The 15,012-nt window shown below is 65.6% G+C and carries 11 protein-coding genes and 1 pseudogene; 1 reads left to right on the top strand and 11 read right to left on the bottom strand.

The genetic code is table 11. The features are described from left to right. Positions 1 to 102: 102 nt before the first annotated feature. Positions 103 to 240 (top strand): annotated as a pseudogene (locus tag ACWBU6_RS09655) (LysR family transcriptional regulator); the annotation flags it as partial. Here the strand turns inward: ACWBU6_RS09655 and ACWBU6_RS09650 are convergent. The 11 genes from ACWBU6_RS09650 to ACWBU6_RS09600 all read right to left on the bottom strand — a co-directional run bounded on the left by ACWBU6_RS09650 (position 176) and on the right by ACWBU6_RS09600 (position 14,946). Further along, the gene (locus tag ACWBU6_RS09650) at positions 176 to 919 is read right to left on the bottom strand and encodes a PEP_CTERM-anchored TLD domain-containing protein (protein WP_452648583.1); all 744 of its coding nucleotides are present in this window, start codon (positions 917 to 919) and stop codon (positions 176 to 178) included. The pseudogene ACWBU6_RS09655 and the gene ACWBU6_RS09650 overlap by 65 nt on opposite strands. A gap of 42 nt (positions 920 to 961) precedes the next feature. After that, entirely contained in the window at positions 962 to 1,354 is a 393-nt protein-coding gene (locus ACWBU6_RS09645) for a RidA family protein (RefSeq protein WP_452648582.1), read from the bottom strand. 9 nt (positions 1,355 to 1,363) lie between these two features. Continuing rightward, positions 1,364 to 2,539 (bottom strand): acyl-CoA dehydrogenase family protein, encoded by a 1,176-nt coding sequence (locus tag ACWBU6_RS09640; protein ID WP_452648581.1) that lies wholly within the window; start codon positions 2,537 to 2,539, stop codon positions 1,364 to 1,366. A 1-nt stretch (position 2,540) separates the two neighbouring features. Then, on the bottom strand, positions 2,541 to 3,395 hold the full coding sequence (locus tag ACWBU6_RS09635; RefSeq protein WP_452648580.1) for an enoyl-CoA hydratase family protein: 855 nt from the start codon (positions 3,393 to 3,395) through the stop codon (positions 2,541 to 2,543). After that, positions 3,392 to 3,877, bottom strand: coding sequence for a MarR family winged helix-turn-helix transcriptional regulator (locus ACWBU6_RS09630; RefSeq protein ID WP_452648579.1), 486 nt, complete (start codon positions 3,875 to 3,877; stop codon positions 3,392 to 3,394). The genes ACWBU6_RS09635 and ACWBU6_RS09630 overlap by 4 nt, the downstream gene beginning before the upstream one ends. Positions 3,878 to 3,890: 13 nt before the next feature. After that, complete coding sequence (locus tag ACWBU6_RS09625; protein ID WP_452648578.1) at positions 3,891 to 4,679, bottom strand: SDR family NAD(P)-dependent oxidoreductase; 789 nt, start codon at positions 4,677 to 4,679, stop codon at positions 3,891 to 3,893. A gap of 3 nt (positions 4,680 to 4,682) precedes the next feature. Then, positions 4,683 to 7,079: a bifunctional salicylyl-CoA 5-hydroxylase/oxidoreductase gene (locus ACWBU6_RS09620; RefSeq protein WP_452648577.1), complete on the bottom strand. Its 2,397-nt coding sequence runs from the start codon at positions 7,077 to 7,079 to the stop codon at positions 4,683 to 4,685. An 8-nt stretch (positions 7,080 to 7,087) separates the two neighbouring features. Further along, positions 7,088 to 8,731, bottom strand: a complete 1,644-nt coding sequence (locus ACWBU6_RS09615) for an AMP-binding protein (RefSeq protein ID WP_452648576.1) — start codon at positions 8,729 to 8,731, stop codon at positions 7,088 to 7,090. Positions 8,732 to 8,820: 89 nt separating this feature from the next. Further along, entirely contained in the window at positions 8,821 to 9,528 is a 708-nt protein-coding gene (locus ACWBU6_RS09610) for a response regulator (RefSeq protein ID WP_452648575.1), read from the bottom strand. A gap of 18 nt (positions 9,529 to 9,546) precedes the next feature. Continuing rightward, on the bottom strand, positions 9,547 to 13,749 hold the full coding sequence (locus tag ACWBU6_RS09605; RefSeq protein ID WP_452648574.1) for a two-component regulator propeller domain-containing protein: 4,203 nt from the start codon (positions 13,747 to 13,749) through the stop codon (positions 9,547 to 9,549). Between the two features lie 27 nt (positions 13,750 to 13,776). Continuing rightward, positions 13,777 to 14,946, bottom strand: coding sequence for a patatin-like phospholipase family protein (locus tag ACWBU6_RS09600; protein WP_426341983.1), 1,170 nt, complete (start codon positions 14,944 to 14,946; stop codon positions 13,777 to 13,779). Positions 14,947 to 15,012 lie beyond the last annotated feature (66 nt).

Raw genomic sequence — 15,012 nt, 5'->3', positions numbered from 1 at the left:
GCCACTTAGAGGCGCCCTTTCTGTTGCGATCCACGCTCAATTTATGACGGCGATCGGGCGGCAAACTTAAGAAAGTCTCCAGTCGCCGATAAGGGCGACCGTCCCCCAGGCGTGGTGCTGCACGAGCTATCGTGGTTCACTTATCACACGCCGCTGTGGGCGGTGTGGCACCGCATTAACCTGCGGCCGCTGGTGGAGATTTTCCGAACGACATTGCTGGCGACCGCCAGCGCCGCATGAGGCCGATCACGCACAGGCCGGCCAGCAGCATCATCCAGCTGCCCGCTTCCGGCACTGCGAATATCCGCCACACTTCCATATCGCCATAGGTGATATTGGGCGATACGTAGTCTCGCCCATCAAGCAGGCTGGAATCGAAATTGCTGCGTTCAGGATCGATGTAGGAATACATGATCGAGTAGCCGCCATTGGTCAGGTCCCATGGCACGTACAAGTCGTGGCCGGCACCGAACACCGGGCCGGTCCTGGCATCGTTCCAGGTCTGGAAAGAGCCGACCGTATCGAGCGCATAAGTGCGCGGCGTCTGCCGATGCATTTGGCGCGATGTCAGGTTGAACAGGAAGCCGGTACGCTTTTCGTCTTCCGTGGTGATGTGGAATTTGCCGGAGGAATCCCAGCTTTGCGGGTTATAGCCGCCCACCTTGAACATTTGCCCAAGTTCATTGGTGGCTTCCATCACGGTAAACGTGCGGCCCTTGCCGTCGGCTGCCGCGTGGAAATCCGCTGCGGTTTGCCCATCACGCTTCTTGTACAAGCGCTCCAGCCTGATCGGCCCATTGCCTAGCCAGGTCGACAGCTGGGCAATGTCCGCAGCGGTCAACAGCGGCGTTTCGCCGCGCGCGGTCGACAGGACTAGCAGAAAGATAGCGCCAAGCAGGCGCGAGAGAAGTCTGGCCATGGGATTGCACCTCCACGGCCGGACTATAGCACTTCATTAAAACTACGCGGGCACGACTGCCGTGACCTCGATCTCTACCCTGGCACGTGGTTCGAGCAATCCGGCAACTTCGACTGCAGTCATGGCTGGATAATGCTTGCCAAGCAGTTCGCGGTAGATGGCGCCGATCTCTTTATAGGCGCCCATGTATTCGTGCTTGTCGACCACGTACCAGGTCATGCGGGCAATATGTTCCGGGCCGCCGCCCGCTTCCTTCAGCACAGTCAGGATGTTTTCGATGGCTTGGCGGACCTGCGCGGCGAAATCGTCCGTCTGGAATTCGCCGTTGGCGTCCCAGCCGATCATGCCGCTGACAAACACCATGCGGCCAGTGGCCGCAATACCGTTTGAATAGCCGCGTGGACGCGCCCAGCCCGGCGGTTGTAAGACTTGCATACTGGCTCCTTAGCCTTCGCGCAGCAATTCGCGCGCAATGATCAATTGTTGTACTTCGGTGGCGCCTTCATAAATCCGCAGCGCGCGGATTTCACGGTACAGGCGCTCGACCGGATGTTCGCTGACCACGCCCATGCCGCCGAACATCTGCACGGCGGCATCGATCACCTGCTGCGCGGTTTCGGTGGCGGTCATCTTGGCCATGGCCGCCTCCTTCGTCACTTTCCGGCCCTGGTCGCGCTGCCAGGCGGCACGGTAGGTCAGCAGCGCAGAGGCCTCCACGCCGGTCGCCATCTGCGCCAGCCTGGCCTGGGTCAGCTGGAAGTCCGCCAGCGTCTGGCCAAACATCTTGCGCTGTTGTGCGTGGCTGAGCGCCTCGTCCAGCGCGCGCCGGGCAAAACCCAGTGCGGCGGCGGCGACCGATGTGCGGAATACGTCCAGCGTGGCCATCGCCACCTTGAAGCCCTGTCCCGCGTCGCCAAGGCGCTGGCTGGCGGGAATGCGGCAGTTGCTGAATTTCAGGCGGGCCAGCGGATGAGGGGCGATGACGTTGATGCGTTCTGCGATCGCAAACCCTGGCGTGTCCCGGTCGACGATAAAGGCGCTGATGCCGCGAGCGCCGGGCTGTTCGCCGGTGCGCGCGAACACAACGTAGAAGTCAGCGATACCGCCGTTGGAAATCCAGGTCTTCTCGCCATTCAACACGTAATGTTCACCATCCTGCACGGCGGCGCACTGCAAGGCGGCGACGTCCGAACCGGCTTGCGGTTCGGACAGCGCGAAAGCGGCAATTGCCTCCCCTGTCGCCACGCGCGGCAGATAGGCCTGCTTGTTGGCGTCGCTGCCGAACAGGCTGATCGCGCCGGAGCCCAGGCCCTGCATGGCAAAGGCAAAGTCGGCCAGGCCATTGTGGCGGGCCAGTGTTTCGCGAATCAGGCAGATGGCGCGGGTGTCGATGGTGTCGAGCGCGCCGCCGTATGCGGTGCCGCCGATGGCGTGATGCAGCCATCCTGCGTCGCCCAGTGCGCGCACCAGGGCGCGGCATTGCGCATCGACCGCCTCGGTGCCGTGGCCGCCGCCATGGGCGTCGCGCACGTTCTGCCCGGCCCATGCATCCAGCGCGAGCTCAAGCGCGGCATGGCGCTGTTCGAAGAATGGCCAGCCCAGGTAGGATTTGTCCGCCATCTCAATCGCCCTCGAACACCGGTTTCTGTTTCGCCACGAAGGCGTGGTAGGCACGGTGGAAGTCGTTGGTGGCCATGCAGATGGCCTGCGCCTGCGCCTCCGCTTCGATGGCCTCGTCGACACCCATATTCCACTCCTGCTGCAGCATTTTCTTGGTCATGCCGTGCGCGAAGGTCGGGCCGCTTGCCAGGCCTTGCGCGAATGCCTGTGCGGCGGCCAGCAGGCTTTCCGGCGCGTGCAGGCTGTTGAAGAAGCCCCAGCGCTCGCCTTCGCTGCCGGACATCGAACGGCCGGTGTACAGCAATTCGGCGGCGCGGCCCTGGCCGATCACGCGCGGCAGCAAGGCGCAGGCCCCCATATCGCAGCCTGCCAGGCCGACGCGGGTGAACAGGAAGGCGGTCTTGCTGCGTTCCGTGCCGAGGCGGATGTCCGACCCAAGGGCCAGCATGGAGCCGGCGCCGGCACAAACGCCATCGATGGCGGCGATCACCGGTTGCGGGCAGGCGCGCATGGCTTTCACAACGTCGCCTGTCATACGGGTGAAAGCCAGCAGGCCCGGCATATCCAGCCTGGTCAGCGGACCGATGATTTCATGCACGTCGCCGCCGGAGCAGAAGTTTTCGCCGGCGCCGGTGATGACGATGACCTTGACGTCGTCGGCATAAGCCAGCGCGCGGAACAGCTCGCGCAGTTCGGCGTAGGAATCGAAGGTGAGCGGATTCTTGCGCTCGGGACGGTCCAGTGTGAGCGTGGCGACGCCCTGCGCCACCGTGAACTGGAAGTGACTGGCCTGGTAGCCGGCCAGTTGCGCGCGGTTGCCTGGCAGTTGTTGCGCTTCCCCTTGCAGGTATTTCATGGTTTATCCTTTTGTTCGCGGGCGTAAAGGTGGCCCTTCATTTGCGACAGCAGTTCGATCAGCTGTCCTTTGTCTTCTTGCGAGATCTCCTGCAGCAATTCGGCCACCCAGCTTTCGTGGACTTCGGCCATCTGCGCGAAGGCCTTGCGGCCGGCCGGCGTGAGCTTGACGCTGAAGGCGCGCCCGTCCTTCGGGTCTGGCACGCGCACCACCAGGTTCTCCTGTTCCAGCTGGTCGGTGATGCCGGTGATATTGCCGCCGGTGACCATCATGCGCTTGGACAGTTCCCCCATGCGCAGGCCTTCCGGATGGCGCTCAAGCTGCGCCATCAGGTCAAAACGCGGCAGGGTGATGCCAAATTCGGTGCGCAAGCGGCTACGGATCTCGGTTTCGATCTTGGTGGTGCAGGAGAGCATGCGCAGCCACAGCTTCAGCGACTGGTGGTGGTCGTTGGTCAGGCGGCTTTCCAGGTCTAGTTGCATGGTTCCGGTTTCCTTACATGACTTCACCGCCGGCGACGGCAATGGATTGGCCGGTCATGGCGCTGGACGATGGCTGGCAAAGCCAGGCAACGGCGCAGGCGACCTCCTCGGCCTGCACCAGCTTCTGTTGCGGATTGCCGGCGGCCAGCTCGGCGCGTGCCTGCTCCTCACTGCGGCCGGTCCTTTGCATGATGTTGGCAATCGCGTCCTGCACCATGTCGGTTTCGGTGTAGCCGGGGCAGACGGCGTTGACCGTGATATTTCTGGTGGCCAGTTCCAGCGCCAGCGCTTTGGTCAGCCCAACCAGGCCGTGCTTGGCGGCGACGTAGGCGCTTACGTATTTGTAGCCTTTCAATCCCGCGGTGGACGCGATGTTGATGATCCTGCCCCAGCCTTTTTCCAGCATCTGCGGCAGGACCGCTTGCGTACAGTGGAAGGCACCGGTCAGGTTCACGTCGAGCATGTGCTGCCAGTGGCGGCTGGTGGTTTTTGCAAATGGTGCGGGCTCGGCTTGCCCTGCATTGTTCAGCAGGATGGTGATGGGACCGAGCTGCTGCGCGGCGGTTGCGATGGCCGCGTGTACGGCCGCTTCATCCGTCACGTCCAGGACGAACGTCGCCACCTGCGGCAGCAAGCCGGCGGCGGCCTCGGACCGCAGGGCCGCCGCCGCACGCTCGAGGGAGGCGGCATCGCGACCGGCAATGGTCACGCTGGCGCCCTGCCCCAGCAAGGTGCGCGCGCATGCGAGACCGATGCCTCGGCTGCCGCCCGTGATGAAAGCGTGTTGGCCGGAGAGCTGCATTGCCTAGCCCTCCAGCAGGCGGGCCGCGACCTGCTGCGGCGTCAGTCCGGCGCTGGCAGCGGCCAGCTGGCGTTCGCGTTCCAGGTTGCGCTCCAGCTGCTGCTTGCCGGCCAGGTATTGCTTCGGCCAAGTCACCGGCGTGTAGCCCAGCCTGGCCGCTTCGAGCAGCGTCCACGAAGGGTTGGCCAGGTGCGGGCGCCCCACGGCGCACAGGTCGGCGCGGCCGGCAGCAATGATGCCGTTGGCATGGTCGGCTTCGAAGATCGAGCCAACCGCGATGGTCGGAATCCCTGCTTCATTCCGTACGCGATCGGCAAACGGCGTCTGGAACATGCGGCCGAATACCGGCTTTTCCAGCTTGCTGACCTGCCCGGACGAGCAGTCGATCATGTCGGCGCCGGCCTGCTTGAACAAGCGCGCAATCTGCACCGCGTCATCCGGCGTGATGCCCCCTTCCACCCAGTCATGCGCCGAAATGCGCACGCTCATGGGCTTATGCGCAGGCCACGCGGCGCGCACGGCGGCGAACACGCGCAAGGGGAAGCGGCAGCGGTTTTCAAGCGAGCCGCCATACTCGTCGCCGCGTTCATTGGTCAGCGGCGAGATGAAGGACGACAGCAGGTAGCCGTGCGCGCAGTGCAGTTCCAGCCAGTCGAAGCCGGCTTGCTCGGCTGCCAGCGCGGCACGCACGAAATCGGCCTCGATGCGGCGCATGTCTTCCACGCTGGCCGTGCGGGCCACCTGCGAAACCCCGGCAAGATACTGCTGCTGCGACGCCGCCAGCAGGGGCCAGTTGCCTTTGTCGAGCGGCAGGTCGATGCCGTCCCACATGGCGCGGGTCGAGCCTTTGGCGCCGGCATGGCCAAGCTGCAGGCCGATCCTGGCGTCCGTATCGCGGTGGATGAAGTCGACGATGCGCTTCCACGCCGCCGTGTGCTCGGGCGCATACATGCCGGGGCAGAACGGGGTAATGCGGGCGTCGGCGGAGACGCAGGTCATCTCCGCCATCACCAGGGCGGCGCCGCCCATGGCGCGTGCGCCAAGGTGGGCCAGATGCCAGTCGCCCACGCAGCCGTCGACCGCGCTGTACTGCGCCATCGGCGAAACGACGATGCGGTTCTTCAGGACCAGCTCGCGCACCTTGTAGGGAGTGAACATCGGCGGCAGCGGGCGGGCGGCGGCCGGCGTGCGTGCAGGCGCTGCGGGCTGCTCCAGCCCGGCTTGCGCAAAGGCCCGTTCGGCCAGCCAGCGCTCGAATCGCGCGACATAATCCTGGTCGCGCAGGCGCAGGTTTTCGTGCGACAGGCGCTGGCTGCGGGTCAGCATCGAATAGGCGAACTGCGGCGCCTCCATCGAGGTGTAGCGCTGCACGTTCTCGAACCACTCCATCGAATTGCGCGCCGCGCTCTGGATCTTCAGCACCTCAACGGCGCGAACTTCCTGGTAGGCGGCCAGCGCCGCGCGCGCGCCGCCGTGCGCACCGAAGCAGCGCGCGAGCTCGATTGCGTCTTCCAAGGCCAGCTTGGTGCCGGAACCGATCGAGAAATGCGCCGTGTGCGCCGCATCGCCCATCAGCACTACCGGCACCTCGCCATTCCAGTGCACCCATTTCTGGCAAACGATGCGAGGGAACTTGATCCACACGTTCGAGCCGCGCCGGTGCGCGGCGTTGGACATCAGCTTATGCCCTTCCAGCCGTTCCGCAAACAGCTTCTCGCACCAGGCCAGCGCTTCGTCCTGCGGCATATCCTCCAGCCCGGCTGCGCGCCAGACGGACTCCGGCGTTTCGATGATGAAGGTCGACGTTTCGCCGTCGTACTGGTAGATGTGCGCCTGGAACCACCCATGCTCGGTCTGCCGGAAATCGAAAGTGAAGGCGTCGAACTTCTTTGTCGTTCCCAGCCACACGAAGCGGCACTGGCGCGCCTCGACCGTCGGCGAGAAGTCCGCTTGGTAGCGGTTGCGCACGCGTGAATTCAGGCCATCGGACGCGATCACCAGGTCGGCATCGTAGCGTGCCGCCAGTTCCTGGTCGTCCTGCACATCTGTTTCGAACACCAGTTCCACGCCCAGCTCCTCGCAGCGCTGCTGCAGGATGTTCAGCAGGCGCTTGCGGCCGATGCCGCAGAAACCGTGGCCGCCCGAGGTGACTTTCTGCCCCTTGAAGAAGACGTCGATGTCATCCCAGTGGTTGAACGACTGCAGGATTTCGCGCGCAGTCTTTTCGTCCGCCGCCACCAGGTTGCCCAGCGTCTGGTCGGAAAACACCACGCCCCAGCCGAAGGTGTCGTAAGGCCGGTTGCGCTCCACCACGACGATGCGGTGCGACGGGTCCTGCTTCTTCATCAGCAGGGCGAAATACAGGCCGGCCGGGCCGCCGCCAATACAAACGATATTCATGCGGTTCCTCAGGTGCTACGGAGTTTGAAGCGTTGCAGCTTGCCGGTCTCGGTGCGCGGCAGCGAAGCGAGGAAGCGGATCGAGCGCGGGTACTTGTACGGCGCGATCTGCTGCTTCACGAATTCCTGCAGCTGCGCCGTCATTTCAGGCGTTGGCTCAAAGCCGGGCTTCAGCACCACATGCGCCTCGACGACCTGCCCGCGCTCCGCGTCCGGCTTGCCGACCACGCCGCATTCGGCCACGGCGGGATGGCGCAGCAGGGCGTCTTCCACTTCGGGCCCGGCAATGTTGTAGCCGGCCGAGATGATCATGTCGTCGGTGCGCGAACGGTAGTAGAAATAGCCGTCGGCATCCATTTCGTAGGCGTCGCCGGTCAGGTTCCAGCCATGCAGCACGTAATCGCGCTGGCGCGGGTCGTCCAGGTAACGGCAGCCGGTCGGGCCCTTCACCGCCAGGCGGCCGACGATGCCGGGCCCCACCGGCTGGCCCGCGTTGTCGAGCACGCAGGCGCGGTAGCCGGGAACTGGCTTGCCGGTGGCGCCCGGCCGAATCTCGTCGTCGGAAGCCGAGATGAAAATGTGCAGCATTTCCGTGGCGCCGATGCCGTCGATCATGCGCAGGCCGGTAGCTTGCTGCCACGCCTCGCGCGTTGCCACCGGCAGGGCTTCGCCGGCCGATACGGATTTCTTCAGCGTCGACAAGTCGTACTTGCCGGCCAGTGCCGCCATCTGGCGATAGAAGGTCGGTGCGGTAAAGCAGATCGTGGCGCGGTATGCTTCGATGGCTTGCAGCAGCGTTTCCGGCGTCAGTTTCTCCAGCAGGACGGCCGCCGCGCCGACCCGCAATGGGAACAGCAGCAGGCCGCCCAGGCCGAAGGTAAAGGCCAGCGGCGGCGTGCCGATGAACAGGTCGCCGGCCTCCGGCTTGAGGATATGGCGCGGGAAGCAGTCGCAAATGGCCAGCACGTCCCGGTGGAAGTGGATGGTGCCTTTCGGGACGCCGGTCGTGCCGGAGGTAAAACTGATCAGGCAGACGTCGTCGGCCGCCGTGTCGCACGCGGGGGCGCCGGCTGGCTGCGCGGCCATCAGTGCGTCTAGCGAGCTTTCCGGCGCCAGGCTTGCTTGCGCCTCAGGCGGCACGTTGAACCACAGGGTGCGCCCGGGACGGTTTGGCGCAGCTTCGATCTCTTCGCGCAGGGCATGGGCGCACAGCACCGCCTGCACCTGCGCCTTCTGCATGATGACGCCCAGTTCGCGCGCGCGCAGCAGCGGCATGGTGGGCACGGCGATCAGGCCGGCCTTGAGGACGGCCAGGACGGCAGCTGCCATCATCGGATGGTTGGCGCCGCGCAGCAGCACGCGGTTGCCGGGCACCAGCCGCATCGGACCGCGCAGCACGTTGACGATCCGGTCCACCTGCTGCTGCAGCGCGGCGTAGGTCCAGCTGATGCCGTCGCCTCGCAGGGCAAGCCGTTCGCCGCCGCCGGCCGCAACGGCCTGGTCGAGGATCTCGGCCACGCAGTTCAGGCGCGCCGGGTATTGCAGCTCGGGGAGGTCGAACACCAGGTCCGGCCATTGCTCAGCCGGAGGAAGGTGCTGGCGCGCGAACTGGTCGAGATGCGCGCTCGGTTCTGCTGCAGTGGGTCTGTTCATGGTCGCCCTGGGTAAGGTTCGGTTGAAAGTACAGCCTGCGGTGCAGACTACTTTAAACCTAAACTATATTTACCGCAAGGCTCGGGCTTTCAGCCCTGGCGCACCAGGGACGACTGCTGCAGCACCGCGCGGATCACGTCGGTCAGTGCCGCCTGCACCGCCTCGGTGCTGGGGCGGCCGCCGATCAAGGGCTTGAGGGCCGCAGCGGCGCCGTGCAGGCCGAGCGTGGTGCAGCCAGTGTGCAGGCGTTCCAGCCGCACCCGGACTTCGGCCTGTTCGTCGTGCGCCAGCAGCGCGTCGATCTCGCTGCCGGCCGCCGTCAGCTGGTTCTGGAAGCCGGTCAGGTAGACCAGCAAACGGTCGGCGCCGATCCCCAGCCGCACCAGCGTGGCCGACGGCTCTTCCGCGCGATGCTCGTAGCCGTTGGCCGCCTGGTCGAGGAAGGCGCCAAGATGGGCGCGCACCTGCTCCGACTGGAACGGCTTGACGATATAGCCGGTGGCGCCAGCCAGGGTGGCCTGCTGCACCGTATCCTTGTCGGTGGCGGACGATACCAGCACGAACGGCACTTCGGCCAGGTCGCCATGCCCGCGTACGCGCTGCAGCAACTCAATGCCGGACAGGCGCGGCATGCGCAGGTCGCAGAAGACAATGCCCGGCCGCAGCCCGTCCTCAAGCTGTTGCCACGCGTCGGCGCCATCCTCCGCTTCGACGATCTCGAACTTGCCGCAACCATCGATCAGGTGCATCAGCACCATGCGTGAGACTACGTCGTCGTCGACTACCAGTACTTTCATGCTCTCTCCGCTTTTGTTTTAGTGACGCGTTGGGGATACGACGTGTTCCAGCAGCAGCCGCAAACGCGGCAGCTTTTCACGGATCGCCGGCCACATGGCGCGATCCGCAGCCCTTTCCAGTTCGCCGCACAGCGCGTGCAGCTCGACCTCGTCCAGGTAGGCGGCGCTGCCCTTCATGCCATGGAACAGGCGGCCGGCCGCATCGGCATCGGCAGCAGCCAACGCCTGGTCCATCTCGCGCAGGCGCGCCGGCAAGTCGGCAATGAAGGCATCGCGCAGGCGCAGCTTGAGCGCTTGCCCGGCCTGGCCCGGCAGCGGCGGCGGCGGCGGCAGGTCGCACACGCCGAACATGGCATCCAGGTCCGCCACCGACGGCCGTTCGGCGCCCTTCGCGCGCATCGGCGGCAGCTTGATGCCGCGCGCGAGCTGGCGTTCGATGGCGCGCTCAAGCTGCATGTGCAGCGCGCCTTCGTCGATCGGCTTGGTCAGGAAATCGTCCATGCCGGCGGCCAGGTAGCGGCTGCGGTCCTCGTCGCTGGCGTTGGCGGTCAGGGCCACGATCATCAGGTGCGGGTCCAGCACCGGCGCTTCGCGCGGGCCGCCGGAGCGGATCAGGCGCGTGGCGGTGGAGCCGTCCATCTCCGGCATGCGACCGTCCATCAGCACCAGGTCGTAGCGCTGCTGGGCGCAGGCAGCCAGCGCCAGCACGCCATTGCCGGCGATGTCGACCTTGTGCCCCAGGTCCTCCAGCATCATGCGCACGATGATCTGGTTGGTCGGGAAGTCTTCGGCGCACAGGACGCGCAGCTGGTGGGTGTGCGGCTCGCGCGCCACGTGCGGCGCCAGGGGCGGCGCCACGCCATCGCGCAGCGGAACGGTAAACGCAAAGCTGGAGCCGGCGCCCGGAGCGCTGACCACGTCGATCAGGCCGCCCATCAGTTCAACCAGCTGGCTGCTGATCGCCAGGCCAAGGCCGGTGCCGCCATAGCGGCGGGTGGTGGTCGTGTCGCCCTGCTCGAACTTCTGGAACAGGCGCGGCAGGGCGTCCGGCGGAATGCCAATGCCGGTATCTTCCACCGTGAAGCGGATGCGATGTCCTTGCGGCCCGCTGCTCTCGCGCTCCACCCGCAGCGTGACCTTGCCGCGCTCCGTGAACTTGAAGGCGTTGCCGACCAGGTTGACCAGCACCTGGCGCAGGCGCGTCGGGTCGCCCACCACGAATTCCGGCAAGTCCGGCGCGAACTCGACTTCGAATCCGACCATATTGGACATGGTCTGTTCGGCGAACAGGCTGACTACGTTTTCCACCATGCTGGCCAGTGCGAAATCGATCGACTCGATGTGCAGCTTGCCGGCCTCGATCTTGGAGAAATCCAGCAAGTCGTTGATGATGGCAAGCAGCGACTGCGCATTGCCCTGGCCGCGCTCGATCTGTTCGCGCGTGCGCTCAGCCAGCGCGTTGTCGCGCAGTGCGAAGCCCAGCATGCCGATCACGCCGGCCAGCGGAGTGCGCATTTCATGGCTCATATTGGCCAGGAATTCGGATTTCTGGCGCGTCGCGTCTTCCGCCCGCTGCTTGGCCAGCGACAGGTGCTTGTCGCGCTGCTCCAGTTCGCGCTTTTGCTCCTGCAGCAGCTGGTTCTTCAGTTCCACTTCGGCCGTGCGCAACCTGACCTGCTTTTCCAGCTGCAGTTGCTGGCTGCGCAGCACGCGCACGCGCATGTGGTAAGCACCCCAGGCGCCCCCCATCGCCACCGCCAGCATGCATAACCGGAACCACCAGGTTTTCCAGTACGGCGGCGCGATATTGATCTCCAGCGTGGCGGCGTTGTCGTTCCAGATGCCGTCCTTGTTGGCGGCCTTGACGCGGAACTGGTAGGTGCCCGGATCGAGGTTGGTGTACGTGGCGAAGCGCTTGCCCGCATCGGTCACCACCCAGTCCTTGTCGAAGCCTACCAGCTGGTAGGCAAAGCGGTTGCGTTGCGGCGCGGCGTAGTGCAGCGCGGCGAATTCCAGCGAGAACACCGAGTCGCCTTCGCGCAGCGACAGGGAACTGGTATATTCGATCGCCTGCTGCAGCACGCCCTTGTTGACGCCCCCCTGCCCTGGCCGCACCGGCTTGTTGAAGATCTGGAAGTCGGTGATGACGGCAGTCGGCGCCGTGCTGTTCTCGCGCACCTCATGCGGATCGAAGGCGGTGATGCCGTTAAAGCCGCCGAAGTAAAGAGTGCCGTCGGAAACGCGCAAGGCGGAGCCGTCGAAATAGGCGCCTTCGATGGTGCCGTCCACGCCGGAGTAGTTGCGCACCTGGCCGTTGCCCATGTCGAGGCGCGAGATGCCGGTGTTGGTGGACAGCCACAGGTACTTGCCGCGGTCCGGCAGGATGCCCGCAATCGCGTCGTCGGCCAGGCCATCCTTGCGCAGGAAGCGGCGGAAATGCACGCTGCCGTCCGGCCGCCGTTCCATGCGGTTCAGGCCCGCCGCGGTGCCGATCCACAGCATGCCGTCGTCGTCCTCGAACAGGTAATGCACCTCGTTGTGGCTCAAGCTGCCCGCATCATTGGGATTGTTGCGGTAGTGCGTGAAGCGGCCAGTCTTGCGGTCCAGCAGGTCAAGGCCATTGAAGGTGCCGACCCACAAGTTGCCGCGCCGGTCTTCCAGCACCGGCCGCACCACGTTGTCGGACATGCTGTGCATGTCCGACGGATCGTGGCGGAAGGTCAGCACGCCGTTGCTGGACGGATCGATGCGGTGCAGGCCATTGCGGGCGGAAGCCCAGACCATGCCTTCGCGGTCGCCGTAAAGGAATCGGATCACGTCATTTTCGGGATCGCCGTGCGACAGCATCAGCGGGCCAAAGCGGCGGCCCTTGATGTCGAAGCGGCGCACGCCATTGCGGCTGCCCACCCACAGCACGTTGCGGTCGCGCGGGTCATGCATCAGCGCGGTGACCTGGAACTCCAGGCTGTCGCTGCCGCTGCCGCTGCCCGTGCGGTACAGCACCGTCTTGCCGGTCACCGGGTCGTAATAATTCAGACCGTCGTTATTGCCGACCCAGACCTTGCCGTCGCCGGCGTCGAGCAAGGCGCGCACCTTGTTGTCGGTCAGCGTGAAGCGCTGGCCGGGATCCTTGACCAGGCGCGCAAAGCCGCCGCTGCCCAGGTCGACCCGGCTCACGCCGCGGTACCAGGTGCCGACCCACAGGGTGCCGACGTTATCGCGGAATAGCGAGAACACGTAGTTGTCGGCGATGCTGTGCGGGTCGCCCTGCTGGTGACGGTATTGCACGAAGTGATCGTCGGACTGGCGCCAGCGGAACAGGCCCCCGGTCTGGCTGCCGACCCACAGCGTGCCGTCCTGGTCCTGGTAGATGCGTTTGACGGGGCTTTGCGGCAACCCCTCGGCTGCGCCCATCACGCGGCGCTGCGGGTACTTGCCCTCCAGGGTCCAGCGTTCGATGCCGTGCTGGGTGCCGATCCACAGCACCTGGTCGCGGTCCACCAGCAAGGACTGGGCGCCGCGCGCGCCCGCCGCCTTCAGCGGAAAGTGGGTGAAGCTGCGCGCGCCCGCTTCCAGCACGTCGATGCCGGCCGAGGTGGCAATCCACAGCCTGCCCCGCTTGTCGCGCGCCAGCGCGTTGACCTGGTCATGGCCAAGGCTGCCCGGGTCTGCGCGGTCGTGGTGGTAGATGGCAAACTTGCCGGTGGCCGGGTCGAAATGCTGCAGGCCGTCGGCCGTGCCGATCCACAGGCCGTCGTGGCCATCGTCGATGATGGCCTTGATGTGGCGGTTGCCGCTGCCGCGCTTTTCCGGCTCGCGCGGCAGGAAGTGGCTAAATGACTGCGTCTTGGGATCGAACAGGTCAAGCCCGCCGTCGGTGCCTACCCACATGCGCCCGCGCGGATCGAGGTGCAGCACGCCGACCCAGTTCTCGGCCAGGCTACGGCGGTCGCCGACGATATTGCGGTAAACCGTGACCTTATAGCCGTCAAAGCGGCTCAGGCCCGCCTGGCTGCCGAACCACATGAAACCCTGGCGGTCTTGCACAATCGACAGCACGGACTCCTGCGCCAGGCCGTCGTTTACGTCCAGCTGTTCGAAACGCAGGGTGCGCGGCGGCGCCGCCAGCGCCGGGAGGGCGAGCGTGCAAGCCAGAGCCAGGGCGGCCAGGCGCGGGATCAGTCGACGTACTTTTCCGGCCACGGGGTCAAAGATGGGCAAAAGCTGCCATTTTACTATTGCTCGCCTTCAGGACCCGAAAAATGCCAGCACGTCGGCGCGCCGCGCCTGGGTATCGCGCTGCCCCAGGCGTATCAGCTCCTGGGTATAGCTGGCTTCGAACAGCAGGTAAGAGGCCAGCGCCGAGCCGCGCGCCTCGGTGGCGCCGATCCCGGACAGCATGGTGCGGATCGGTGCCGGCAGGCTGCCGATATGGCGCGCCGCCAGGTCGTCCAGCCTTTCGGACGGCGCGATGACCAGCAGCTCCACCGGCCGCAGCGGGGTCTTGGCCAGCAAGTCTTCCGGCAGCACGGACAAGGTCTGGTTGACCCGGTTCAGCCGCTCGATGTCGACCGCCAGGCCGTCCAGGAAGATGGAAGACATGGCGTGGCCGGCGATCTGCGCCAGGCTTGGGTAGCGCGGCGACTCCGTCATCTGGCGCGGCGGCTCGGTCAGGCGGCCGGCGCCGACCACCAGCACCTTCTGCGCCCCGAGGTGGATGGCCGGCGAGATCGGCGCCAGCTGGCGCATCGAGCCGTCGCCGCAGTATTCCAGGTGGCCGCCCATGTACAAGGGCGTCGCCGGGAAGATGAAGGGGATCGCCGACGACGCCAGCAAATGCTCGACCCCGATCTGGTCCTGCATCGCCACCCGCTGCATGCGTACCCAGGGGGCGATTTCGGCGGCGGTCTGGTAGAAGGTGATGTGCTGGCCGCCGGTATAGGAGGAGGCGGTGACGGCCACCGCGTGCAGCAAGCCTTCCTGCAGGCAGTTGTCCAGGCGCGGCAAGTCCAGCATGCGGTGCAGCAGGTTGACCAGCGGGGTATTATCGAGCAGCGACTGGGGCGGCGCGGCGCGCCATTTGCGCAGCAGCCAGCCGAAGGACAGCAGCGACAACCAGCGCGCGCCGGAGCGCAGTACGCCCAGCGAGTCGGCGCGGTAGACCTGGTTGGCCTCGAAATTGCTCCACACGTCCAGCAGCTTTTGCACGCCTTCGCCGAAGTTGTCGGCGCGGCAGGCCAGGGCTGTGGCGTTGATGGCGCCGGCAGAAGTGCCGCAAATGATCTGGAAGGGATTACGTGCCGGCGGCCATCCCTCTTCCCACAGGATTTCGGAGATCGCCTGCAAAACGCCAATCTGGTAAGCCGCCCGGGCGCCACCGCCCGTCAGGATCAAGCCCGTTTTCTTTTTCATGCCCATCTGTCAAGGGTAACATGCTGGCTGCGGGGCGGGAATGCCTGGCCGCCCTGCCCGCCCGCCACCTGT

The sequence above is a fragment of the Pseudoduganella sp. HUAS MS19 genome, assembly GCF_053615455.1.
Note: the sequence above shows the minus strand (reverse complement) of the source record. Positions and strands in the feature narration are given on the sequence as shown.